This is a genomic window from Cohaesibacter celericrescens (genome assembly GCF_002866925.1).
Taxonomy (GTDB): Bacteria; Pseudomonadota; Alphaproteobacteria; order Rhizobiales; family Cohaesibacteraceae; genus Cohaesibacter; species Cohaesibacter celericrescens.
In genome coordinates, this window is record NZ_PKUQ01000001.1 from 627,074 (window position 1) to 652,329 (window position 25,256).

19 protein-coding genes are annotated in these 25,256 nt (G+C 50.8%); 11 read left to right on the forward strand and 8 right to left on the reverse strand.

What is annotated here, in order from left to right; translation table 11 throughout:
- Window positions 1–23: 23 nt before the first annotated feature.
- Window positions 24–815 (reverse strand): helix-turn-helix domain-containing protein, encoded by a 792-nt coding sequence (locus C0081_RS03025; protein ID WP_101532289.1) that lies wholly within the window; start codon window positions 813–815, stop codon window positions 24–26.
- Between the two features lie 288 nt (window positions 816–1,103).
- On the opposite strand from C0081_RS03025, the gene C0081_RS03030 reads away from it, so the two are divergent.
- The 7 genes from C0081_RS03030 (at window position 1,104) to C0081_RS03065 (ending at window position 10,819) form a co-directional block, all read left to right on the forward strand.
- On the forward strand, window positions 1,104–2,693 hold the full coding sequence (locus C0081_RS03030; RefSeq protein WP_101532290.1) for an ABC transporter substrate-binding protein: 1,590 nt from the start codon (window positions 1,104–1,106) through the stop codon (window positions 2,691–2,693).
- 74 nt (window positions 2,694–2,767) lie between these two features.
- Window positions 2,768–3,769: an ABC transporter permease gene (locus C0081_RS03035; RefSeq protein WP_101532291.1), complete on the forward strand. Its 1,002-nt coding sequence runs from the start codon at window positions 2,768–2,770 to the stop codon at window positions 3,767–3,769.
- Window positions 3,766–4,593, forward strand: coding sequence for an ABC transporter permease (locus tag C0081_RS03040; RefSeq protein ID WP_101532292.1), 828 nt, complete (start codon window positions 3,766–3,768; stop codon window positions 4,591–4,593). Before C0081_RS03035 ends, C0081_RS03040 begins: the two co-directional genes overlap by 4 nt.
- Entirely contained in the window at window positions 4,586–6,217 is a 1,632-nt protein-coding gene (locus C0081_RS03045) for an ABC transporter ATP-binding protein (RefSeq protein WP_101532293.1), read from the forward strand. The genes C0081_RS03040 and C0081_RS03045 overlap by 8 nt, the downstream gene beginning before the upstream one ends.
- A 91-nt stretch (window positions 6,218–6,308) precedes the next feature.
- Window positions 6,309–8,303 (forward strand): CocE/NonD family hydrolase, encoded by a 1,995-nt coding sequence (locus C0081_RS03050; RefSeq protein WP_101532366.1) that lies wholly within the window; start codon window positions 6,309–6,311, stop codon window positions 8,301–8,303.
- Between the two features lie 429 nt (window positions 8,304–8,732).
- Complete coding sequence (locus tag C0081_RS03060; RefSeq protein WP_101532295.1) at window positions 8,733–10,037, forward strand: DUF4238 domain-containing protein; 1,305 nt, start codon at window positions 8,733–8,735, stop codon at window positions 10,035–10,037.
- A gap of 374 nt (window positions 10,038–10,411) precedes the next feature.
- A complete protein-coding gene (locus C0081_RS03065; protein WP_101532296.1) occupies window positions 10,412–10,819 on the forward strand; it encodes a GFA family protein in 408 nt (135 codons plus the stop codon).
- A 334-nt stretch (window positions 10,820–11,153) separates the two neighbouring features.
- Here C0081_RS03065 and C0081_RS03070 read toward each other — a convergent pair whose 3' ends face one another.
- Both C0081_RS03070 and C0081_RS03075 read right to left on the reverse strand, forming a co-directional pair.
- On the reverse strand, window positions 11,154–11,501 hold the full coding sequence (locus C0081_RS03070) for a dienelactone hydrolase family protein (RefSeq protein WP_146006394.1): 348 nt from the start codon (window positions 11,499–11,501) through the stop codon (window positions 11,154–11,156).
- A gap of 270 nt (window positions 11,502–11,771) precedes the next feature.
- On the reverse strand, window positions 11,772–12,998 hold the full coding sequence (locus C0081_RS03075; RefSeq protein ID WP_101532298.1) for an ROK family transcriptional regulator: 1,227 nt from the start codon (window positions 12,996–12,998) through the stop codon (window positions 11,772–11,774).
- A 615-nt stretch (window positions 12,999–13,613) separates the two neighbouring features.
- Between C0081_RS03075 and ptsP the strand changes: the two genes are divergently transcribed.
- The 3 genes from ptsP to C0081_RS03090 are packed head-to-tail and all read left to right on the forward strand — an operon-like array spanning window position 13,614 to window position 18,849.
- Complete coding sequence (gene ptsP, locus C0081_RS03080) at window positions 13,614–16,076, forward strand: phosphoenolpyruvate--protein phosphotransferase (protein WP_101532299.1); 2,463 nt, start codon at window positions 13,614–13,616, stop codon at window positions 16,074–16,076.
- Window positions 16,077–16,101: 25 nt separating this feature from the next.
- A complete protein-coding gene (pfkB, locus tag C0081_RS03085; protein WP_101532300.1) occupies window positions 16,102–17,055 on the forward strand; it encodes a 1-phosphofructokinase in 954 nt (317 codons plus the stop codon).
- Between the two features lie 18 nt (window positions 17,056–17,073).
- Entirely contained in the window at window positions 17,074–18,849 is a 1,776-nt protein-coding gene (locus C0081_RS03090; RefSeq protein ID WP_101532301.1) for a PTS fructose-like transporter subunit IIB, read from the forward strand.
- Window positions 18,850–19,045: 196 nt separating this feature from the next.
- Here the strand turns inward: C0081_RS03090 and C0081_RS03095 are convergent, their stop codons facing one another.
- From C0081_RS03095 to C0081_RS03110, 4 genes are all read right to left on the reverse strand, one after another.
- Complete coding sequence (locus tag C0081_RS03095) at window positions 19,046–19,360, reverse strand: transposase family protein (protein ID WP_425349441.1); 315 nt, start codon at window positions 19,358–19,360, stop codon at window positions 19,046–19,048.
- A 178-nt stretch (window positions 19,361–19,538) separates the two neighbouring features.
- Window positions 19,539–20,441: a dihydrodipicolinate synthase family protein gene (locus C0081_RS03100; protein ID WP_101532303.1), complete on the reverse strand. Its 903-nt coding sequence runs from the start codon at window positions 20,439–20,441 to the stop codon at window positions 19,539–19,541.
- A gap of 361 nt (window positions 20,442–20,802) precedes the next feature.
- Window positions 20,803–21,546: a FadR/GntR family transcriptional regulator gene (locus C0081_RS03105; protein WP_101532304.1), complete on the reverse strand. Its 744-nt coding sequence runs from the start codon at window positions 21,544–21,546 to the stop codon at window positions 20,803–20,805.
- Window positions 21,547–21,566: 20 nt separating this feature from the next.
- Window positions 21,567–22,676 (reverse strand): four-carbon acid sugar kinase family protein, encoded by a 1,110-nt coding sequence (locus tag C0081_RS03110; RefSeq protein ID WP_101532305.1) that lies wholly within the window; start codon window positions 22,674–22,676, stop codon window positions 21,567–21,569.
- A gap of 196 nt (window positions 22,677–22,872) precedes the next feature.
- Between C0081_RS03110 and pdxA the strand changes: the two genes are divergently transcribed.
- Window positions 22,873–23,853 carry a 4-hydroxythreonine-4-phosphate dehydrogenase PdxA gene (gene pdxA / locus C0081_RS03115; protein WP_210200373.1) on the forward strand — a complete coding sequence of 327 codons (981 nt, stop codon included), beginning with the start codon at window positions 22,873–22,875 and terminating at the stop codon, window positions 23,851–23,853.
- 139 nt (window positions 23,854–23,992) lie between these two features.
- Here the strand turns inward: pdxA and C0081_RS03120 are convergent, their stop codons facing one another.
- Entirely contained in the window at window positions 23,993–25,123 is a 1,131-nt protein-coding gene (locus tag C0081_RS03120; protein ID WP_101532306.1) for an iron-containing alcohol dehydrogenase, read from the reverse strand.
- Window positions 25,124–25,256: the final 133 nt, after the last annotated feature.

Here is a 25,256-nt window from a genome sequence, read left to right on the forward strand (position 1 = left end):
GTTTGTCTGACACTGCCATCTTGTCAGGCCAGCGTCAGCGTTGCGCTCTCTCCATTAGCGTCAAAAAGGAATTTTCTGATGGTTGGCGAGAAGAGCCGCGATCTGGGTGACGCTATGCCGCATTTTGACAACATCACGCGCTTATCGGGATTGGAGCCGATAGAGCGCCAAATCATGCGTGTCGCGTAAGGCATATTCTCGTTTCGCCATGAAATGCCTGTGCTCAAACCTTTAAGATAAAGCCGCTGATGTTCAGGGAAAGGCAGCAAGGTGGTTTGCGATATGATGGGCTGCCCTCTCGCTGTTTTTTCAACTATAAATAGTCTGTCGCGCATATAGGCCACCTGACCGATGTATTTGGTGATCTGCTTGATCTCCCATTCGGTATTTCTGATACGCTCGATAGATTTAGAATAAACAAGACCATCATGCTCACTCAGATGACAGCAGGAACAGATGACGGATCCAGGCCAGGAAAGAGAGACATGGTAGGTCTGATAATATCCTAAATATCGCCGCAGGGCTTTGAGATCCCCGGGGAAGCCATCGTTGACTTTGTTCTTCTCGGCCATTCCTTTTTTCACGCTGGACAGTTTCAAGCGAAAGACGGAAGAGGCATTGTCGAAATCTGTGGCTTGAAGGCCAAAATAGTGGGCAATCCGCGAGAGATTATAAGCAGCAGGCCGCGCGGTTCCATTGATGTAGCGGTTAAACTGTTGACGATTGAGTTTGACGTCTCTGCATACGTGAGAAATAGACTGCTTTTGGCTGCAGGCATAACGGAGATTCTCGGAGAATCTGGAGTTTTTCTGCACGGGGCTTTCCTGTTTAGGTTGAATAGACAAAAGAGGCTAATTACGCGAATGCGCGTAAAAAAGCGTAAAATAGCTTAAAATCGCGAAGTTGCTTACTTCATAGGGAAACTCTATTTTCCATGCAACAGCGCGGCTCAGATTAGCGATTTTGATCACACATTATCGCGCGCTTACCGTTTCCTATGCCCGGTTTTGGCGTCACACCAGCAAGCCATTTGCTCGTATTTTCCATTTGTGACCCATATCGCCTTTTGCACCGGCCCAAATGCTAGCAGAGAGAGAAGACCCATGCGCAAGAAGACACCTCCCAAAAACCATGTCATTGATCAGAGTCTGTCCCGCCGTCATTTTCTTGCTGCATCAGCCGCTTCCGGCTTTGTGCTGAGCGCATCGGGGCTTCTATTGCCTAAAAGTGCGATGGCCGCAGAGGTTCCCAAGCACGGCGGTCATCTAAAATTAGGCATGAAAGGCGGGGCTGCAACTGATGTTTTGGATCCTGCTGCCGCCGCAGGCACGGTTAGCTATTTGGCCAATCATGTGTGGGGCGATAAAATCGTTGAATCCCACCCCGAAACAGGCGCACCTTTGCCCGGTCTTGCGGAAAGCTGGACGTCCTCTGCGGATGCAGCCGTCTGGACCTTCAAAATTCGCAAGGATGTTCCGTTTCACAATGGTTCGACAATGACAGTGGCTGATGTTGTCGCCACTTTGAAACGACATACGGACGAAAAATCCAAGTCCGGTGCGCTGGGGCTTTTGCGGTCGATCAAGACTGTCGAGGAAACAGCTGGCGATTTGGTCATCACCCTTGCAGAAGGAAATGCCGATCTACCGTTGCTGCTTACTGACTATCATTTGATGGTACAGCCCAATGGTGGTTTTGATGATCCCAACAGTGGCATTGGCACCGGCCCCTACAAGATCAAAAGCTTTGAGCCAGGCGTCCGGTTAACCTTTGAGAAAAACGAGAATGACTGGCGTGAAGACCGCGGGTTTGTTGATAGCGTTGAAGTCATCGTTATGAATGACAACACCGCCCGCATCGCGGCCCTGTCTTCCGGGCAGGTTCATTTCATCAATTTTGTGGAACCAAAAACCGTCAAATTGCTTGAACGTGTACCGCATTTAGAAATTCTGCGCACCAAGGCCAAGGGTTATTATAGTTTCCAGATGTTCTGCGATACAGCGCCATTTAATAATAATGATCTCCGTCTGGCTCTCAAATATGCGGTTGACCGCGAAGCGATCCTCCAGCGGGTTGTTGGCGGATATGGCACCATAGGCAATGACTATCCGATCAACGAAACGTATCCGCTGGCGCCCGAAGGCATTGAGCAGCGGATGTATGATCCCGACAAGGCCGCTTTCCACTTCAAAAAATCAGGTCATGACGGCACAGTGCTATTACGCACGTCCGACGTCGCGTTCCCCGGTGCTGTTGATGCTGCGGTTCTGTTACAGGAAAGCGCCAAAAAAGCAGGTATTGAGATCGAAGTTAAACGCGAGCCTACAGATGGCTACTGGTCCAACGTCTGGAATGCCAAACCGTTCTGCGCGACCTACTGGGGTGGCCGACCTACCCAGGATCTGCGTTATGCGACATCTTATCTGTCAACGGCAGACTGGAATGATTCTCGCTTTAAACGTCCTGATTTTGACATAATGCTAAAGGCAGCACGCTCAGAGCTCGATAATGCCAAACGCAAACTGCTCTATCATGATATGGCGGTCATGGTACGCGATGAAGGAGGCAGCATCATCCCGGTCTTTAATGATTTCCTCAACGCGACCAACAAATCCATGAAAGGATTTGTCCACGATATCGGCAACGACGTCTCCAATGGCTATATCGCCAGTCGGGTATGGCTCGACGCCTGATGCCACTTCGGCATCTTTGAGATCGGAGCCGTGGACTACCACGGCTCCAAATTTAAAAACAATAAAGGTCAACGATGACCCTGTCCGAACATTTCAAACCTCTGCTCTCTCTCTCTCAACGCTTTCCGCTGATCTTCCGCATTTTGCATAGGCTGCTGTTGTCATTTGTGCTTCTGTGGGCCGTGACAGTCATGATCTTTGTGGGCGTTGAAGCCCTTCCCGGAGATTTTGCCACAACCTATCTCGGCCAGTCAGCTACACCCGAAGCTGTGGCCAATATCAGGGTTGATCTCGGGATTGACAGACCACTCTTGACCCGTTATGGCGAGTGGCTCAGCAATGCCTTGACAGGTGATTTTGGCACATCTTGGGCCAGCCAGCAGTCTGTCAGTGAACAGATATCAAGGCGGCTTGGCAATTCCCTGTTTCTGGCACTCTTTGCCGCCATTGTTGCGGTTCCCTTGTCTGTCGGATTGGGATTGATAGCCGTACGCTACCGTAATCGTATACCCGATAAGCTCATCAACATCCTGTCTCTTGCTGCCGTATCCCTTCCCGAATTTTTCGTCGGCTATCTGATGATCATGCTGTTTGTTGTCACGTTCCCGACAGCTGCTTTCCCTTCGACTGTCTATGACGGCATGGGCTTTCTTTCACGGCTTGAAGCCATTGTTCTGCCGGTGGCAACGCTGGTTCTGGTCGTGCTCGCCCATATGATGCGTATGACACGGGCTGCGATCATGCAGGTGATGTCTTCGGCCTATATGGAAACCGCAGAGCTGAAAGGTATGAGTGGCTTGCGCGCAATCATCCATCATGCCGCACCCAACGCACTAGCCCCGATCATCAATGTGGTTGCGCTCAATCTGGCCTATCTGATCGTCGGTGTGGTGGTGGTTGAGGTTGTTTTCGTTTATCCCGGCATGGGGCAATATATGATCGACGCGGTGACCGTGCGGGATTTACCCGTGGTTCAAGCCTGTGGCCTCATTTTTGCTGCCATCTATATCGCGTTGAATATGGTCGCCGATATTCTCGCCATTCTGGCAAATCCACGTTTGAGGCATCCACGATGAAATTGAAAGAGATCCCTTTTACCGCGTGGATTGGTCTGGCTGGCATCGCTCTCACATTGATCTGCGCCTTTTTTGCCCCCTACATCGCGCCCTATGGCGAGACCGAAGTGGTGGGAGACGTCTGGGCCCCGATGAGTGCCCAGTTTCCTTTCGGGCTTGATAATCTGGGACGGGACATCCTCTCGCGCCTGATCTATGGCGCACGAACGACCCTGTTGGTCGCCCTGTCGTCGACAGTACTCTCCTTCACCATGGGCATTGTGTTCAGCTTCATCGCTGCCGTGAACCGTGGTTGGATCGATATGGGCCTGTCACGTCTGAACGATCTGATGATGTCCATTCCGACCTTGATTTTTGCGCTGGTCGTCCTCGCCACTCTGCCACAGAATATAACGACGCTGATCATTGTTATGGCAATATTGGACAGCACGCGTGTCTTTCGCCTTGGTCGAGCGGTGGCATTGGATGTCGCCGTCATGGATTTTGTTGAGGCAGCAAGGCTGCGTGGTGAAGGCACAATCTGGATCATCCTGCGCGAGATCCTGCCCAATACATTGTCTCCTTTGTTGGCCGAGTTCGGTCTCCGGTTCGCTTTTGCCATTCTTTTCCTGTCGACGCTATCCTTCCTCGGGCTTGGTATTCAGCCCCCCGCAGCCGATTGGGGTGGCATGGTCAAAGATAACAAGGATGGCATTATTTTCGGCATATCAGCCGCGCTTATGCCAGGAGCGGCAATCGCTCTTTTAACCATCTGTGTCAATCTGGTTGTCGACTGGCTCTTGCGCCGCACCTCCAGCCTGAAAGGAGGTCGTGGTGATGCCTGATTTGCTTGACGTTCGAAATCTCAAAATTGAAGCAACCAGCTTTCCCCCCGGAGAAGCGCCACAACGCATCACAATCGTTGAAGATGTTAGCTTCACTCTACAAAGAGGCAAAGTGCTTGGGCTTATCGGAGAGTCCGGTGCGGGCAAATCCACTATTGGCCTCTCTGCCCTTGCTTATGGGCGTGGCGGGGTGGAAATCTCCGGTGGAGAAGTCAGGCTCAATGGTCAGGATCTTCTGTCGCTTGGCAAGCGTGAAATCCGGGCCGTGCGCGGCGCGCGCGTCTGCTACGTCTCCCAATCCGCAGCGGCTTCCTTCAACCCCGCCCATCGCCTAATTGATCAAGTGATTGAGGCGACGTTGCTGCATGGGTTGATGAAACGGCCAGAGGCAGAGCAACGGGCCATCCATCTGTTTGATATTCTTGGTCTGCCGGATCCCGATACATTTGGCAGACGTTACCCCCATCAGGTTTCCGGTGGCCAGTTGCAACGTGCCATGACGGCCATGGCGCTTTGCTCCAATCCCGACCTTATTGTTTTTGACGAGCCGACCACCGCGCTTGACGTGACCACCCAGATCGATGTTTTGGCGGCGATCAAGCATGCCATAGAAGAAACCCACACCGCAGCCCTCTATATCACCCACGATCTGGCCGTGGTGGCGCAAGTGTCCGACGACATTATGGTGCTGCGCGAAGGACATATGGTCGAATATGGAGCCACCGAGCAGATTATCAGCGCGCCAAAGGAAGACTATACCCGGGCGCTGGTCAATGTTCGAAGCCTCAAGCATACCGAAGCTGATGATCAGGATGATCATTATTTTCAAATGAGGGCAATCCATGCAGCCTATACGGGCGGGCACAAAGTGCTGCATGATATCTCGATCCATGTACCCAAAGGGCAGACTCTGGCAATTGTCGGCGAGTCTGGTTCGGGAAAATCCACTCTTGCTCGTGTCGCAACAGGGCTATTGCCCCCCTCGCAAGGGGAAGTGATCCTCGACGGAGAACCGTTGCCACCTGCGCTCAAATGGCGGTCCCGCGACCAGTTGCGCCGCTTGCAGCTGATCTATCAAATGGCAGACACAGCCATGAACCCACGTCAGACAGTGGGGCAAATTATCGGCCGGCCACTCACCTTTTATGAGGGTATAAAAGGTGAGGCACGGGACAAACGTGTCGGAGACCTCCTCGATCAGATCGAGATGGGCGAAGGCTATATTGACCGCTATCCGGCAGAATTGTCCGGTGGCCAGAAACAACGGGTCGCGATTGCCCGCGCGCTGGCGGCCCGGCCTGAAATCATCATTTGCGATGAGCCGACCTCTGCCCTTGATCCGCTGGTTGCCGATGGCATCCTGCGGCTGCTGCTCAATTTGCAGAAGGAGCGCCAGCTGTCTTATATTTTCATCACCCATGACATCTCTATCGTGCGTGCTATTGCCGATTCTGTCGCGGTGATGTTTCAGGGAGAATTGGTTCAGTTTGGACCCAAGTCGAAGGTTCTTACGCCCCCTTATGACGATTATACGGACCTTCTCCTGCGGTCGGTTCCCGAGATGGAAACAGGTTGGCTTGAGACGGTTCTGGCGACCCGAAAGCGGGAATCGGCCGACAACTGATCCCTTATTTTGAGCCTGATGCTCTCCTTTCAATCGCAGTGTTGCAGCAGGCACTGTTGACAATCAAACACAAATTCGAGGGCATATGCTCATGTTGAACCGTGGCTTTTCTGTCTCTGAAGACCAATGGATCACTCTCAAAGACGGTACGCGCCTTTCCACGCGCATCTGGATGCCTGAAGGGAGCGAGGGCGATCCCGTTCCTGCTGTTTTGGAATTCTTGCCTTACCGCAAAAGGGATGGCACGTCGCCTCGCGATGAAAGCACTTACCCGGTATTTGCGGCTGCAGGCATTGCCGGTGTGCGTGTTGATATTCGCGGATCAGGGGAATCGGAGGGTGTCATTGATGGGGAATATACCCCGCGTGAGCTGTCCGATGCCTGCGAGATCATCGACTGGATTGCCAATCAAACTTGGTCTAATGGCAATGTCGGCATGATGGGCATTTCATGGGGTGGTTTTAACTGCCTGCAGACTGCGGCTTTAAAACCAAAAGCTTTGAAAGCCGTCATATCCATCGCGTCAACTGTCGATCGCTACAATGATGACATCCATTACAAAAATGGCTGCCATCTCTATGCCAATTTGTCTTGGGCTGCCACCATGCTGGCCTATCAATCCCGTTCTCCCGACCCTGCCCTTGTTGGCGACACATGGAAAGACATGTGGCTGGAGCGTTTGGAAGGGGAACCTTATTTTCTGGAAGAATGGATGCAACATCAACGCCGCGACGCCTTTTGGCAGCATGGCTCCATTTGCGAGGATTTTGACAATTTTGATACTCCGGCTCTGGTGATTGCCGGTTGGGCTGACGGCTATCGCAACACACCTCTCAAGGCGATTGAAGGCATTGGAACCAAAGCCAAAGCATTGATTGGCCCCTGGATTCATAAATACCCCCATTTTGCCTTCCCCAAACCGCGCACAGACTTTCTTTCAGAAGCCATTACATGGTGGAACCGCTGGTTACGGGATGAGAACAACGGAGCGGAGGCCATCCCACAGATGCGCGCCTTTATCCTCGATGGCCCCCGCCCTACCCACCGCCGGGAACAAGACCCCGGATTTTGGGTGGCCAAACAGTGCTGGGAAACACCCCAACTCGACATATTTTCAGTTGCTGATGACCAAACCTTGGTTGCTGGGAAAAACGGGGGCGGTATTGGTTCTGTTTACGTGCGCTCCCCGCTCGACAGCGGCACCAATTCAGGCGAATGGTTTGCCCTAAAACCCGATGCCGAAATTGCCGGAGACCAACGGATTGATGATGCCAGCGCTCTGACCTTCGACTCTGCGCCCTTCACGCAGGAGGGGCTCTATTTGGGGCGTCCTGAATTGAGCCTCGATCTATCATGTGAAGCGGACTGGGAGAATCTGGTGGCGCGCATCGTCGATGTTCACCCTGATGGAACGGCCACACGGGTTTCCTATGGTGTACTCAATCTGGCCCACAGGGACAGTAACGCGGCACCGACTGCTATGCCCATCGGTAAAAAAACCTCAATCACCATTATGTTGGACGCTTGCGGTTATCGTTTTGGTCCAGGCCATCGGATGCGCCTGTCACTGGCGACCGCCAGTTGGCCCTTGATCTTGCCATCGCCCGAAGCATCGGGCCTGACAATCGACACAGGATCCATACGGCTTGCCATGCCTGCGCTCGGTGAGCATGAGGCGATAACCATCCCTGCGCCATCCAATCCCGACCCGTTGCCCGTCTATATATCACATAAAGAAGGGGAAACCCGTCGCACAGTAGAACGAGATTTGATGACTGGAATGACCCATTATCGCATCTATGAGGATACCGGCCTTGAAGAGCATCCAGACACAAGCCTCTGTGGTCAGGAAATCCGCACGGAATGCTGGTCAATCAACGCTCAGGACCCGCAATCCATGAGGGGCCATTGCGAATGGATCACGCGGTATGAGCGGCAGGGATGGACGGTTGAAACCCGCACCACATCAACTCTCACTTGCACGAAAGAGGATTGGATCCTCAAAGCCTCTGTAAAGGCTTTCGAATCTGACAATCAGATCTTTGAAAAGACGTTTGAAAGCCGAGTGAAACGAGACTTTATGTAATTCTTATCGCGTGGGATTAATAGTCACAAGGATTTTGGTAGAGCCAAGAATCTTATGCCCTGTGATATAGCAGTCAAATCTAGTAAGACAAAATCATGCCGAAGTAGCCGCAAAGGGGTTTGCCCAAGTTTGGCCGCTATGTAGCAACCGCATTGTAGCATCCGCCCATGGGCGAGAGGCAGTAATGGACCGCGATTGCTAATCATGGACCATGATGACCGTTTTGGCTTGGGAATGCATTGCACCAGTCTGGTTCGGGCCCAAGGTAACAAATTTCTGTGGAGCAGAGAATGGCAGATTCTGTTGGCGTTGGTGGGCAAAGCGACGGGCGGTAAGCAAGCTGTGTCACGCGGAAACCATCCTAAGTTTGTATTTACTCGTTACTTGAATTGAGCCCCTGAACGGATATCATGCGGATATCATGCGGATATGGTTGCGGCAGAAACAGAATCCAAAAAACACCACTACGTAACTCAAGCGCAGCTCCGCCATTTCGCCCATGATGCAGCACGTTCAAAGCTCTTTGTTTTCGACAAGTCAAATGGCCGAAGCTATCCCTCAACGATAAAAAATGCGGGCTCAGAAAATCAATTCAATACACTTATCGAAGGTGAGGAGCGGCTGAATTTTGAGAAAATTTTTGACGAGGTTGATACCAACGGAGGTTTGATAGTCAATCAGATCAATCAGCATCGATCACTGGATTGGATGAAAGAGTCCGATCTTTTTAAGCTCGCGGATTTTGGGACCATCCAGTTACTGCGAACTAAGTTATCACGAATTACACCGGCGGTTTTGCTCGATCAAATGCGCGAAATTCTAGCAGAATTTGGTGCCGATCTTGACGATCCGTCACTTGCGCCTCCGACCGAAAATGATGCCAAACTCAGCACAATAATGAATTTTTTTGGTCGCGATAGGTACCGTGCACCCTTTCTCCGATTGTATCCCGGCTTAGTCCAGCCTGAAGGAGAGGCTCGCCTTGTTATTTCGGATCATCCTGTCGTGTTTAGCAATCCGTTTCCTTATGGCGACCGCGGGCTCAAGTCACAGGGAATAATGGTTTCCTTGCCGCTAAGTCCGATGCTTCTCCTAACATGGCACTGTCCTACAATTGTTGAACGATTAAAGCATCTGCTTGTGGGTGAGAACCCAGATCAACAGGCGCTTCGCGCCTATGCAGAAGGCTTGTTTCTGGGCAAACCCGCGCTGGTCAGCAATATGGAAGTCGAACGCTACAACGCGCTCCAGTTTGAACAATCGCGCAGGTTCATTTTCTCGCATTCCAACAAGTTCGATACCGTGACGCTTCGCCGGTCTGACCAAGCGGAGACCGAATTGCAGGAGCGGAAGTCGCTTGTAGAATTCGGCCGGTTGGGCGAAGGACCACGACCTCGCCCGAGAATGCCCGATGGCTGGACACTTGTTGTTCATGGTCCGCGTGACCACTGCCTGATACACATCGAGGAGATCGACGAAGAAGGCGAAGGCATTACTGCTAGAACAAACAATCTCGAGTTACTGAATGCTGTCGCCACCGACCCACACCTTGATTATGTCGAGCTCCTTGACGGGCCTCGCCAGAGGCGCCATCTCGGGCAGGTTACGATCGAACTTCTTACTGAACGTGGCCCTGGCTGGTTTTCGGTTGTTCACTATGACTATGCCCTGCGCGCTCTATCTCGCCAGATAGACCGATCTCGTTCAAATGGAACGCAAGCGGCGCTCAAATGAAATATCAGGGTGACCCACACCTGGACAGCGATTGCCAAACGTAAGACGGGCTAGTAGCGGGCGTTGGCGACAGATAGACAAACGGCAGCTTCGTCCGCACGGCCGTTATTCCTTGAACCTAAATGCTGCAGAATCAACGAATGGCAGCTTTGGGGAAGCTCGTAGGCACCACCTTTCGCTGCGCGAATAGTCCGTAAGGGCCGTTTTGTTGGTCATGTGCGCAGTTTGAAGTGATTGAGTTCTGCATTGCACTATGCCGCATTGTGTCCAAGTTAAACTTGGTTGCGCCCATAAATTAGGATACGAATACGGATGGCCGCTAGCTTCACATTTGACTAGCGGCATGGTTCTTGAATGTCGAGGGGGGATTGTGAATGGCCAATCTTGTAATCGGACAGTGCCTGTGCGGCGCTGTGAAGTTTCGCATATTGGGAGAGTTCGAGAGCTTCTTCCTTTGTCACTGTTCGCGCTGCCGTAAAGATAGCGGCTCAGCCCATTCGGCAAACCTGTTTTCGTCCACAGCGAAGATTACCTGGTTGTCGGGCGAGGAGAATATCAAGAACTTCCGACTTTCCAAGTCACAACACAAGAAGTGCTTTTGCACGGACTGCGGTTCAGCATTACCATTTTATCAAAAGAACGACGGTGTTCTAGTTGTACCGGCAGGATCTCTCGATAGCTCAATCGGCATCCGACCCAAAGCGCACATTTGCTTTTCCAGTCGCGCAGATTGGGACGATGACTTAGCCTCGCTCGAAAAAATCAACGGACTTCCCAGTTGAACGGTCAATTTTATAGCGTACCTCAGAGCGCAACCAAACTATAAGGAAAAGACCATCTGCTACCTACGTTCGCTGAGCCGCTATCCCTTGCACGCACATGCTGCATAGTGGATGAACAGCAGCTTCCTGAAAGCTGAAATGCAGCAGATGACGGTTGACGAACGACCGCAGTGGACCGTTCGCGATGAAATTCAAGTATATGATTTCTCACAATGGCGCTGCTGCGGATTGAAAACTGGATGCTGTATGAATGCAATAGCGGCTGACTAGGAATATTTTTGATAGTCCCGCGCAAGGCGCTTTGACATCGGCAGCGATCGCAACATTTTGATGATTAGCGATTTATGCTCTTTGCTATTTTATTGTAGGTCGCGTTGGTCGCTTCAGACGTGGGAGCTAGATAGTAAGTGTGCCCTGCATTTTCGAATATTGTAAATTTGTCCGGCACGCTAGAAAGCCATTCGGAAGATGGTCTCCCATGGTCATCTGCACCAAAAAATACTTGATTTGGTGTTGAAATAGAAGCTTCCTCCCGCAATCGAGTAGATGAGATGCAGAATATTGAGGCGAAAGAAAGCCCTGCTACGACAGCCCGCCAAAGCGCCGTACCGCCCGCGCTGTAACCAATCCCAACACAGTCACCATTCAAAGTCTGGTTGAGTACCCGAACAACTTCATCCATGCCATCATCGTAGAAAAGACAGCTATGCAGTGCTTCTCCTCTTAAATCGGGCCTATTGCACAGGTCATTCAACGCAAATCGACTTACGCTCAGTTTGGTCTCAAGCCTGCTAAGAATGCATTGCTCATGTTTTGGTTGATCGAGGATGTCTGTGACTATGCAAATGTTCATCAACGGATAGCATCTCTGCTCACAATTGTTTTGTCATCCGACGAAGATAAGTCACCGCCCCGCCCGTCTCAAGTCAATTTACTCTGACAAGACCTACCCCTACATTGTTTTGAACAGCACGTTTTGGTCCAGCAGATATCGAATAAACAGTGGCAAGCTTGCTCCTCCCAGCGCCCGGGCCTGAGCGCCGAGTGAGCCTTCCAGTACGACGGGTAGTGTGATGCCTTTCCAGTTCTGTTTATCAATGACTTCCCGCACTTTGTCGATCAGGATCTCCCTGATATTGGAAGGCAATGTCCCATCAATGATCGCGACCTCAAAATCAATGATGGCTGATGCTGAGGCGATAGCCAAAGCGATATAGCGGGCGGCCATATTTAGCCATTGCTCCAAAATGTCACCCAGCTCGGTCCAATCGTAAGACGGCTGTTGCAAGAGATTTGGTTCGAGGCCCTTATCTATCAGCATCTTTTCAAGGAAAAACAGAGACGCGAAATCGACGAGTTGGCTCGGATTCTCATCGACGAGGTTTTCCGGTAGGCATATGGGCAAAGAACCGAGGGCTCCTGCGTTGCGCGTCCTACCCGAATAAATGGAATTGTTGAGGGCGATGCCTCCGCCAATAAATGTTCCCACAAAGATATAAATAAAGTCGCTGAACTCCATGCCGCGCCCAAAGGCAAGCTCAGCACCACAGGCTGCTGTGCCATCATTCTGAGTGAAGCTTGGTAGGCCAGTGGCAGCCTCCAATTCCGTGGTAAAATCGAAAGATTTCCAGACATCCATTGTGCCTTTGGATACGCCAACTTTTTCTTCCCATTCCCAGAGTTCAAAGGGCATAGCAATGCCTATGCCCGCAATTTTGTCGAGATTTTCTTGTGCTACCCGTAGCGAGAAGTCTTTAATCCCCTGTACGGCGAAAGCCAAAATCACCTCGGGCATGGGATAGGGATAGGTTATGTGAATGGACTTACGAATGGCGCCAACAAAGTCTATTAAAAGCAGGTCGGCGCTGCGCCGTCCAATCTTGAGACCAAAAGAATAAACCCCGTCTGGGTTGAGCGTCATCGGAATAGATGGTTGTCCAACGCGCCCACGAATTGGCTCACAGCGCAACAACAGACCATCGTTTTCCAATTCACCGATAATCACCGAAACGGCTTGCGCCGACAATCCAGATCGGCGGGTTATTTCGGATTTAGCCAACGCGCCATATCGCCGAATGAGAGACAGGACTAGTCTTTCATTATAGGCGCGGACTTTTCTCTGGTTAAATCCACTCGACGGATCGTGACCGGAGTCACCGCGCGAAACCTTTTTGGCCATCCCCCCCCAATTCCTTTTCTTCAGTGTCTTTTTTGCTATTCATGCCTCACGAAGGAGGTTTCCGGTTCTGGTTCTAGTCAACAACCTCGGTTAAAGCTTTCATCCGATGTGTGCAGTTTTCGTATCTTTCATCAGAACGCCGAAATCTGGCCATTTCCGCCGAACAAGCCGCAATTTGACACTCTAACGACGCAACTGTTCCATAGCCTATGAATTAGATCAAATAACTAAATTAAACAGAATTAGTAAAGCCACAATGCATTATGGAACCTCTTTTCGCTCACGAAATTCGCGAAAACTTAGCGAGGATTGCCAGCACTTGCTGGGAGTTCCCAACATCTGTGTTTGATTTCAAAGTAATAATTAATACTTCAAACAGAAGTAATAATTGAATTATGGGCGAAATATCAAAAATTCTATTACTTTATGCGGGATTTTTTTGAATTTCATACATATTTGTGTGATTTTTTGACAAAAATCAAATATTTTCATCCATTAAATCACTTAAGTAGATTTATAGGATAGAGGTCACAGTTCCCTTTTTGGCTGGAGCAAGCGCACACAAGGCCTGAAGTGGATTTATTGAAGACCTCCAGAGACCGATTGGAGGAAGTCATGCTTTTCAAAGAATCTGCGATTGAAGTTGGTGCACAGGCAGAAAACAAAGCCGACGCAATTCGCAAAGTTGGCGCGTTGTTGGTCAAGTCAGGAAATATTGAGCCTGGCTATGTCGATAGCATGATGGCTCGAGAGGAAGTCGCCAATACCTTTTTGGGTAATGGCATCTCTATCCCCCATGGCATTCCCAAAGATCGTGACTTGATCAAACAGACCGGGGTTGCGGTTCTCCAACTCCCTCAGGGTGTCGAGTGGAATGAGGGCGAAATTGCCCATTTGGTGGTGGGTATTGCCGCCAAAAGTGACGAGCATCTTACAGTGCTATCCAACCTTACTGATGTCTTGGGAGATGCAGATGAAGCTGCGCGGTTGGCCACAACCGACGACGCAGGTGAAATTGCGCAGCGTTTATCTGGTGGCCAGTTATCTCCGTCAGAAGAGACACCCGAAGATTATGACGAAGGCTTTGACTTCACAGTCACCAGTCCTCACGGTTTGCATGCCCGCCCAGCAACAGCCCTCGTTGATATTGCCAAGGTCTTCGATGCCAATGTTCGAGTTCGCAATGGAAATAAAGCGGGTGACGCAAAAAGCCTGATTGGTCTACTTAAATTGGGCATCGACAATGGCACCACCATTCGTGTGAGTGCGGAAGGCACGGACGCAATTAAAGCGCTAGCTGCCATCCAGACTGCTCTTGAAGAGGGTTTGGAAGATGAAGACGAGGCGCAGGCCGAAGCTGCCAACGTCCCGATCTCGCGCGCCAATAAGGTCCAGTATGAAGGCCAAACAATCACGGGTATTTCCGCATCTCCAGGCATTGCTATTGGTTCGGTTACCACGTTCCGTCGCGGGCGGATTGTGGTCGAAGAAAAGGCGCATCAAGATGTGAGCGCAGAACAAGAGCGACTGAATAGTGCGTTGGCGAGCTCCAAAGATGAGCTGTCCACTCTTTATCGGGATATGCTCAACAAGTCAGGCGCAGCAAAGGCTGCCATTTTTAAAGCGCAGACCGAATTTCTTGACGATCCCGAAATGCTCCGTGATGCTAGAGCGCTTATTGCCAAAGGGCACAGCGCTGGTTGGTCCTGGCAACAAACCTATGAAGGCCATGCAGCGGCACTTTCTGCTATGCAGGACGAAATATTGTCGGCCCGCGCACTCGACTTACGTGATGTCGGAAGACGACTGTTGAAACTGTTGGCTGACAAAGTGGAAGATGATCCTGAGCTGCCCGATAGCCCTATTATTCTACTGGCAGATGATTTGACACCATCGGATACCGCCGGTCTCGATCCAAAATTCGTGCTTGGGCTTTGTACCGCATCGGGAGGGCCAACATCGCATACCGCGATTATCGCTCGGAGCCTTGATATTCCTGCTGTTGTAAGCGCTGGCCCGAACATCCTGTCTATGTCTGATGGAGCCACCGTCATTCTTGATGGATCCGCGGGCGTGCTGGTCATTCAACCAACTCGGAACGACAATGCGCAGGCTGAAGAAGCTTTCAAAGCCCACCAGCGCCAGGTCATTGCTGATCGGCTAGCGTGCTATCAGCCGGCCATTATGACCGACGGCGAACGGATTGAGGTTGTTGCCAATATAGGCAGCGTTGATGAAGCCAAATCTGCGGTGGAAGCTGGTGGAGAAGGTGTTGGGTTGTTACGGACCGAATTCCAGTTTTTGCAGCGCGATACAGAGCCGAGCGAAGCGGAACAATATGAGGCCTGCAGTGCCATGATGAAAGCTCTGAACGGCCTGCCGATGATCGTGCGTACCCTTGACATCGGGGGCGATAAAGATGTGCCTTATCTACCGATGCCTCAGGAAATGAATCCATTCCTTGGTGTCAGGGGCATTCGCCTTTGCCTTCAGCGCGAAGATCTGTTCCGTACACAACTCCGGGCCATCTTGCGCGCGTCCAGCCAAGGACCGATCCGCATCATGTATCCCATGATTGCGACAATGGAAGAGCTGCTTGCGGCCAAAGCAATTACCGAAGAAGTCCGGTTGGAAGTGGGAGCCGGGCCAATTGAAATCGGCATGATGATCGAGATCCCGTCCGCGGTCATGATGGCCGAAGATTTTGCCAAAGAAGTCGACTTCTTCTCTATAGGCACCAACGATCTGACGCAATATGCGCTGGCCGTAGACCGGATGCATCCGCAATTGGCCAAGATGGCCGATGGCTTGCACCCTTCCGTTCTCCGACTGATCCGCAAGACCGTTGAGGCCGCTGATGCTGCGGGCATCTGGGTCGGGGCCTGCGGCGGCATCGCTGGAGATCCGATGGGGGCAGTCATATTATCCGGTCTAGGGGTAAGAGAATTGAGCGTCAGTATACCAGCCATCGCAGCAGTTAAAGCAAAGGTTCGTACCGTTTCCATGGATGAAGCCCGAGATCTAGCGGCCCGTGCGTTGGCTTGTACAAAAGCTTCCGACGTTCGTGCTCTGGTCTAAGGCATCTTGAGAATAGGATGAAGTCATGAGTGAAGGCGCAAAGGTTGCAACACTGACCCTAAACCCTGCCGTTGATCGTACGGTGCAGGTCGCCAACTTCGCGGCTGGAGAGGTCAATCGGGTCTCTGAAGATCAGTCCGACGCTGGGGGGAAGGGTATCAATGTCGCCAGTTTCCTTTCCCATGTCGGCCACAAAGTTGCTGTAAGTGGGCTGCTGGGTAAAGACAATCTGGGCATTTTTGAAGAATTGTTCGTTCGAAAAGGCATTGACGATCATTTTATCCGTATGGATGGAGCGACCCGCGTCAATGTGAAAATTGTCGACCCCGCACTGGAACAGGTTACAGATCTCAATTTCCCCGGTTTGGGCAATTGTGGAGAGGCCGAAGGGGTCATCTCCGAGACCATAATCAAACTGGTTTCAAGCGGTATTGAGACGATTGTTCTTGCGGGAAGCTTGCCAGCCGGTTTGCCAACCACATACTACCGAGATCTGACAATTTTGCTTAAAGAGCTGGGGTGCAAAGTCATTCTGGACGCCAGCGGTCCGTCCTTTGCCGAAGCGATGAAGGCAGGCCCCAATATCATCAAACCCAATATTGATGAGCTGAGTGAACTGGTCGGACGTCCCCTTGTTACACCTGAGGATGTTGTAACCGCTGCGCGGGAGGTCAACGAAGGCGAAATTGAACTGATCGTTGTCTCCATGGGAGCGGACGGAGCGATCTTCATCAAATCAGATGAGGTTCTGCTCGCAAAGCCACCCAAAGCCATTGTGAAAAGCACTGTCGGTGCAGGAGATGCCATGGTTGCCGGCATAGTTCATGGCCTTTCAGAAGAGAAATCCCTGTCTGATGTGGCTTGTTTGGCGACAGGTTTCTCATTAGGAGCTCTCGGCGAAATCGGACCTCACCTGCCGCCACGCGAGGCAATCGAGGCCTTCGCTGCGCAAGTGACCCTTCAACATTTGAAGTTTTGAGAGGAGAAAGGAACCAAGATGGCAACATTTATTGGTGTCTCAGCCAGCCCGGATAGTGCAGCGCACACCCATATGGCAGCCGAGGCTTTGCGCAAAGTCGCCGCGGATCACGGCCATACTGTCAAGATCGAATGTCAAGGGCCCAACGAGACAAGCGCTCCGCTTGAGGACAAAGACCTCGCAAGCGCCGATCTTGTGATCCTTGCCTTGGATAAAGAGATCGACCAATCCCGTTTCTCGGATCTGGCCGTTTATGAAGTAACCACGAGCAGAGCCATTACGGACACCGCCAAGGTGCTCAACGAGGCTCTCTTAGCCGCCGGTCTTCCGGCCACGATACGATATGACCAGCAGAAGGAGGAAACCGTGTCCACATCTGAAACATCAAAGAAACGCATCGTTGCGGTGACGTCATGCCCAACGGGTATTGCTCACACATTTATGGCAGCCGACGCCCTAAAGAAAAAAGGGGCCGCAGCAGGTCATGACATTAAAGTCGAAACACAAGGCTCTGTTGGCGCCAAAGATCAGCTATCCGCCGAAGACATCGCCGCCGCTGATGTAGTGATTATTTCCGCCGACACCCATGTGGATGAAAGCCGTTTTGCAGGCAAGCCAATCTATCGCACAACCGTGGGTGCCGCTGTGAAAGACGCTGCTGGTGTTATTCAATCTGCTTTCACTGACGCAGAAACCACAGCAACCCCTCAAAATAGCGGCATGCAGTCTGTCGCTGAAGCAAAAGCCGCGATGCAGGCAAAACGCTCCGGACCTTACAAGCATCTTCTGACCGGCGTTTCTTATATGTTGCCCGTTGTTGTGGCTGGTGGTCTGCTGATCGCACTCTCCTTCATCTTCGGCATTGAGGCCTTCAAAGAAGAAGGCACACTTGCAGCAGCCTTAATGACCATTGGTGGTGGCAGTGCTTTCAAATTGATGGTTCCTGTGCTTGCCGGTTTCATCGCCTTCTCGATCGCGGATCGTCCCGGTCTCACACCAGGTCTCATCGGTGGCCTTATGGCTGTTGACCTCGGCGCGGGCTTTTTGGGTGGTATCGTTGCAGGTTTCCTCGCTGGTTATGTAGCGCTGTGGTTGCGTGATAATATTAAGTTACCATCCACGTTGGAAGGCCTCAAGCCTGTCTTGATCCTACCGTTGCTGTCCACACTGGTGGTTGGGCTAACCATGATTTATGTGGTTGGTGAACCCGTTCGTTTCATCAATGAAAGTCTGACTGCAATGCTTCAGGGCATGGGCCAGACCAATGCTGTTCTTCTGGGGCTTGTTCTGGGTGCGATGATGGCTTTTGATATGGGTGGTCCAGTCAACAAAGCAGCTTATGCTTTCTCCGTCGGTCTGCTCAGCTCGAGCACCTTTGCACCAATGGCTGCAGTTATGGCCGCTGGTATGACACCTCCTTTGGGACTGGCACTGGCTACTTTCGTTGCAAAAAATCGCTTTGACCAAGACGAGCGTGAGGCAGGCAAAGCTGCAGCAGTGCTTGGGTTGTCCTTCATCACTGAAGGGGCCATTCCTTATGCCGCAAAAGACCCACTGCGTGTGATCCCGTCTATCATGGTTGGATCTGCCCTCACCGGCGCGCTGTCTATGTTCTTTGCGAGCGGTCTACGCGCACCTCATGGCGGTGTGTTTGTTTTGGCGATCCCCAATGCGGTAAGCAACTTGCCAATGTATATTCTTTCTATCTTGATTGGCACCGTGGTTACTGCAGCCATTCTGATTGCGGTCAAACGCCCGATTTCAGATACTCCAGTGGCTGCTCCTGCCGAGTAAGGTGAGACCATCGAAAACAGATGACACTATCGCAAATAAAAGCCGCGCCTTGCAATGCAAAGCGCGGCTTTCATTGTTACGGAAATCGAGTAAAGAAAGTGCCCCGTCAAAAAATCAAAACCGTGTAAAGCTTATCAACGAGTTTAATTCAAACCTTCGCTGGCATAGTCACCCTGCCCGTCTCAAACCAATTTCCTCAGATAAGACCCGCAGCAGGTCTCCCGCCAAGCGCCAAGCCAAGGTGGTGCACGATAGTTTCCAAGCGTTGGGTTCGCCGACTGTAGCGAGCCAAGATCCGGCCATCAAACCGCTCACAGAATATCCGTCTCCCGCACACAACGGTGTCACACCAGAAGCGACGTGCTTTGATAACCAGTTCTACCCGCCGACCGCTGACTGGAAGGTCCGCCACTCGTCTTATATATCGGCTTTGAATGCGTCGGCTAGGCCGTCCGCAGCCGCCCCCCCCCTGAACGAGAACGTGACCGCAACTGAATTTGCACACTCCCACCGGCAATCTGGATTGAATATACTAAAAAGCCGTCTGGCACGAGGCTTGCGCGCTGAAATCGATGATACATAGCTAATCCTCCGATAACCCAGCTAAATCCGGCACAACAACTGCAGCAAATATGAGTCAGAGCCAATGTTCAAAGCCGATTGACAACGCAAACCAGAGAAAGCACTTTTCAAGCGCCTTTTGTTTCCAGCAGCCCGTGCTTTTTAAGCACTTCTGTAATTTGTACATCCAGTTTCGTATCTGGGATCAATGCAGGCTGACGACTTGCGCCAACGCTATTATCCATTAAATAAAGCGCCCGTTTGACCATTGCGGGAGGATATCCAAATCCATAAAGATCCGCACGCAACTCAGTGAAGGCGGCTTGAGCTTTTTCGGCAGTCGCCATATCACCTGCATCAAATGCATCACAAATCTGTTTAATCAGCACAGAATTGGTATTGGCAAGGCCGGAAACACAACCTTTTGCGCCATTCTTGAGTGCATAAAGGACCAGCGAATCCGGGCCGGAATAAACGTCAAAATTTGGATTTTCGCGGGAGATTGCCAAATATTCGTCAAGAGTTTTCTGCGTGCCGCCGCTATCTTTGATACCGGCAATGTTACCATGATCCGCTAGGCGCCTAGCGGTTTCAGGCTCAATATGATTCTGCGTGCGAGCAGGAATATCGTAGAGATAAACCGGTACCTCAACAGCATCTGCAATCTGGCAGTAGTGACGATAGAGGCCTTCCTGCGTGCAAGCAATGAAATAGGGTGTAATCACGGCAAGAGCATCAACTCCCAACGCACTAATTTCCTTGGACAGTTTAAGGGTCTCATACGTCGAGGGTGCGCCAACATTGACGAAGACTTTTTGCTCGCCTTTTGCTGCGCTTAACACTTCTGCACTGAGTTTGACTTTTTCTTCAAACAACAGGCTAGAAAAGTCACCATTTGTTCCGCAACACAAAATATTATTCCCAGCGTCAACTTGCCGGCGCACTTGTTTGCGCACTGCGGCATAGTCAATTTCCTCATCAGCGTCAAACGACGTAACGAGTGCGACAAAAGGCATGGATGACTGAGTCATAAAAGGGCTCCCTGTTGGATCTTTGTCAGAGGGCTTGGAAACCAAACGGTTGGAAAGCAGTCAGACAGAGCAAAAGATATAAAATTCCTCAAATGACAATATCACAAATAACGTGTTATTTGTAAATATGTATATTATTTGTAAACAAAAATTTGAGATTTAGAGCCCCGATAATCCTGCGACCATAGGGCGAATGAAATAAGCTTTGCATACATCGCCGTCATGCAGCCAGAAGATGGCAAACAACACCGCCATCAAACCACTAAAGGTGAGTCTGCGTGTGGGGCGGATAGGAAAATGCCGCCAACAAACAGTGTCTTGTTGAAGGAAAACAATTAGAAAACAGAATGCGCCTTTTGCCCTAAAGCGACAAGTCGAGCAGACTGCCTCCAAATAGGCGATCGCGTGAGTGTTCAATATGCTCTCGCATCAACTGGCGTGCCAATTCAGCATTCCGGTCTTTGATGGCCGTATGGATACCAACATGCTCTTTGAAAACAAATTCAAGGTTAAAAACCGCATCATCCATCAGCGACTGCCCATGCATTTTCATACCAGCATGAATATGCTCGCGAAGCGCACCCATCGAAGCTTCGAAATAATGGTTGTTACAGGCTTTTGCGATGGCGATATGAAAGGCATAGTCAGCATCTTCTTTATGCGTCAAATGCGTTGTTGCCTGCTCCAACAAATGGAGCGCGGCATCAATCTCTGCGATTGAAGCATCATTGCGTCGAAGGCTGGCATAATAAGCGGCATCTGGCTCAAGAGACAGTCGAAATTCATAACAGCGTTGAATATCTGCGATGGTCTCGACTTTGGAAAATCCGAGTGCTTTGTTGTTCTGAACCTTGACAAAGCTACCAGCCCCTTGCCGCGAATAAATAAGCCCTTCTTCGCGCAACCTGTCCAGCGCACCGCGCAAAACTGGACGCGAAACGCCAAATTCATCGACCATGACAGCCTCGGTTGGCAACTTCTGATTTTCTTTATAGTCGCCATTGGAAATGCGCGTATGAAGCAGATTATAAACCCGCTCAGACAGGGAACTGCGCCCCTTTCCTTTGCCATTGGCCGCTATCAAATCCACGCTGTTGTTTGCCATGTGATAATCTCGTTTCAGGTCTAAAAGTCGGATAGAGAGATCAATTGAAACAAATTTGTTAACAGGTCTGCATCCCCAAATCCGCCTGACTTTGTAATAAGGGAAAAAGACCAGCTGTCAAACTGTGCTGTCGAGACTGGTACGCCGGGAAAGAGCTCGCCACGCACCTCCAAGACCTTAATACCGAGCTCCATCAGCAGTCCTTGGGCAGTTTCACCACCGCACGCCAAAACATTATCATATTGTTTTGTCTTTACAAACTCTGCAGACAGCTTGACAAATCTGTCACTAACAACGGTCCTGTCCTCACTCAGATTCCCTTGTGTCAGCTGCAAAAGAACCTGCTCGCCCGCAGATGCAGAACGATGTGGGAGAATGCCATTAGCCGCTTGTAAATGGGTGTGAGCGATCGCGGCGTCAGCAAGAAAAGAATCAATTTGCCGGCACGTAATCGGATCACGAGAGCCGATAGCGGCCAGCAATGATCGGGAAATATGCGGGCTTTGTCTACTCCGGTACGGTGCAGTTGCCAGTGTTTGGGCGAGCGCACGAGCAAGCCCACGTGCGCCCACCAAAAGAGTGTTCCCTGAGATGGAGTCCACGACCCTTGCTAAGTCCTCTTGATCAAGACAATCAGGCACAGAAAGTTTAGCAGTGACATCTGATAAATGCTGCCTCACATTGACCGATTGGTCGATGCCGTCTCCGAACAAGACACCCATTTCACAAAGGCGTCCCATATCTGGTATAGCGGGGGCACAAAGAATATCGATCGAAAGATCGCCTCCGGTCAAGCCATTAACTTCATTGCAGATATTTCCCTTCAAACGAGAATCCACCTTTTTGAAGATTTGCGTCGGCACAAAGTCATTAAACCGCGCGTGCAAACGTTCATGAATGCGCTTTGCTTCATCCCCGCAGCACTCCCGAGAGGCTGTATTGACCACAAGAATTTCCGGCTGCTTGACCAAAGCTTCGTCAATCGCATGTGGCGTGGTCGCAGCAAAGACCCGCAGCCCCACGTTGGCGAATTCCACACCAGAATCGAGTGCTCCAGTGAGGTCATCGGCGAGTATAATTAACCTTGGCTGAACACTCGTGGCATTTGGTTCGGTTGGACTATCTGGCATACTATCATCTATCGCATTGGAAAACTGAATATTGACATATTAATGCATCTTGCTTTCATGAGTTAGAACGTTGAAGAATATCACTAATATTCTATACCGCTGCCAATCCTCTGCAAAATACAAAACAACTTGCTTACATATTTACAAATATGTTAAAAATTGTTCACCGTGTCAATGCTGGAGATTACAGATGAGCATCAAGTCAAAAATTGGGATCACAATGGGCGATCCGTCCGGGATCGGGCCGGAAGTCATTATCAAGGCTTTTCGAGACTCTACTCCCGAGCAGCGAGAGCGGATCATGGTTATCGGTGACAAAAACATCCTAAACCGCGCCGCAAGAGCTTGTGACATCTTTCAGCCCATGCATGATTCTGGCACCCAAGGCGCGCCCGAAAGCCTAGAAGTTCTTCATGTTGAGACAGACGGTCTGCCAGAAAAATTCGGCATCGTAAGTGAGGCCTGCGGAGAAGCCTGCTTTCGATATATCGCCAAGGGTGTTGAGCTAACACGGGCCGGAAAAATTGCCGGCATCGTCACAGCCCCCATCAACAAAGCAGCCCTAAACGCCGCGGGTCACCATTATGACGGTCATACGGGCATGCTCGCTCATCTGACAAAATCGAAATCCTCTTTCATGCTACTCGCCGCAGAAAAGCTTAAGGTCATTCATGTTTCGACCCACATTTCGCTGCGCGACGCAATTGACAGAGCTAAACCCAAACGTATCACCGAAACAATCGTTGCTGGCTGGCAACATTTGCGCCGCATGGGATATGGAGACCCAAGAATCGCCGTTGCTGGCATCAATCCTCACTGCGGGGAAGGCGGATTGTTTGGCGACGAAGACGACACCCAAATCGCACCGGGCGTTGCAGCAGCACAAGCCAAAGGCATCAACGTTGTAGGCCCGATCCCCGCAGACACCGCATATTACCGCACGTCTCAAGGTCAATTCGACCTTATCGTCGCCCAGTATCATGATCAGGGCCATATTCCAATTAAAATGATCGCCTTCGACACTGCGGTCAACGTGTCACTAGGGCTACCAATTGATCGCTGCTCTGTCGATCATGGCACCGCATTCGACATCGCAGGGAAGAATCTTGCCAATCATGAAAACATGAACCACGCTATCAATTATGGCCTGCGGCTCGCAGATGGAAAAAATCAATAATAGCTGACGACGGCAACTCTGCGCTCTTTTCGGCTTTCAATCAGCCCCCCCCCCAAAAAAAAGCCCTGCATCATGAACATGGTGCAGGGTTTTTCATTAGGTGTCCGACTGGAATTGAAAACGATGGTTTAGCTCGCACTCAATAAGCCGCTTGATATATTTCCAGGATTTCTTTTGCGCCGATATTGCGCGGGTTGTTGTCCAGCAATCGCCGAATAGTACTTGCTTCTCCAGCCATCAACTCCAATGCATTCTCAGGAATGTTAAAATCACTCAATTTTGTTTTCAACCCATATGACCGCAACAACTCGGCCGATCTGATACGAATATCTTCCTCACTTGTCGCTTGACCAAGACCTAAAGACTCCAGAACAATCCTGGTTTTTTCTGACTGCGCAGAAGAATTGTAGGCAAGCGTATAAGGGAAGATCAAAGCGTTTGCTGCTCCGTGGGGAATCTTATAGTGCGTACTCAAAGGGTAGGCCAAGGCATGCCCCGCCGTTGTATTCACGGGACCCAAACAAATCCCCCCATAATAAGCAGCAAGACACAAGGCGGTGCGCGCCTCTTGGTCGGCAAGATTGCTTACAAGCTTTGGCAAATTCTCGCCAATCAACTCAATGCCGCGCTGTGCATACCAGTCAATAAGCGGATGAGCAATCTTGCTGGTAAAAGCCTCCACGCAATGTGCTAGAGCATCAACGCCCGTAGCCAAAGTCACATCCAATGGCGCAGTGAGCGTCAGATCCGGATCAATCAAAATATAGTCTGCAACCATAAACTCGCTGTCTGTTGCAATTTTAACGGCACTCTCGGGGTCCGTAATCAAAGCACGTGCCCCAGCCTCGCTGCCTGTCCCTGCTGTGGTGGGAATTTGAACAAGCTGGCATTGTCGCGACGGAGCGTTGCCCTTGCCTGCAATATCACTCAGGCTAAGTTGGTTCCCAAGCAAGACCGCAATCAGCTTGGCGCAATCCATGGCACTGCCGCCACCAAATCCTACTATGACTTCATATTGCCCCGCACGTGCTTGCGCCAGTGCTGCATTCAAGCAATTTAGATCCGGCTCCGGATCTACGATGCCGATCTGTTCATTTGAAAGTGACAACCCAAGATTTGCCACGCGTTTGGCGTTGAATGAATCAGTCACAATAAAAAACTTGTCATTCTGCATCTGCGGCATCAGCTCTGCTAGTCGGGCGGCCTGCCCTTGACCAAACAGCATCGCTGAAGGCAGCCGCAACAATATCGGAGAAGACAGACTTTTCATTGTTCTTAAACCTCATTATAGCCAGAAAAACGAAGGTTTTCCTTACCTTTATCCTCCAGAAACCACATATTAGAGCCAAGAGAAGATCTTCTCATAATCCCTCTTGCACTCTGACAAAACACCCTTCCTTCGT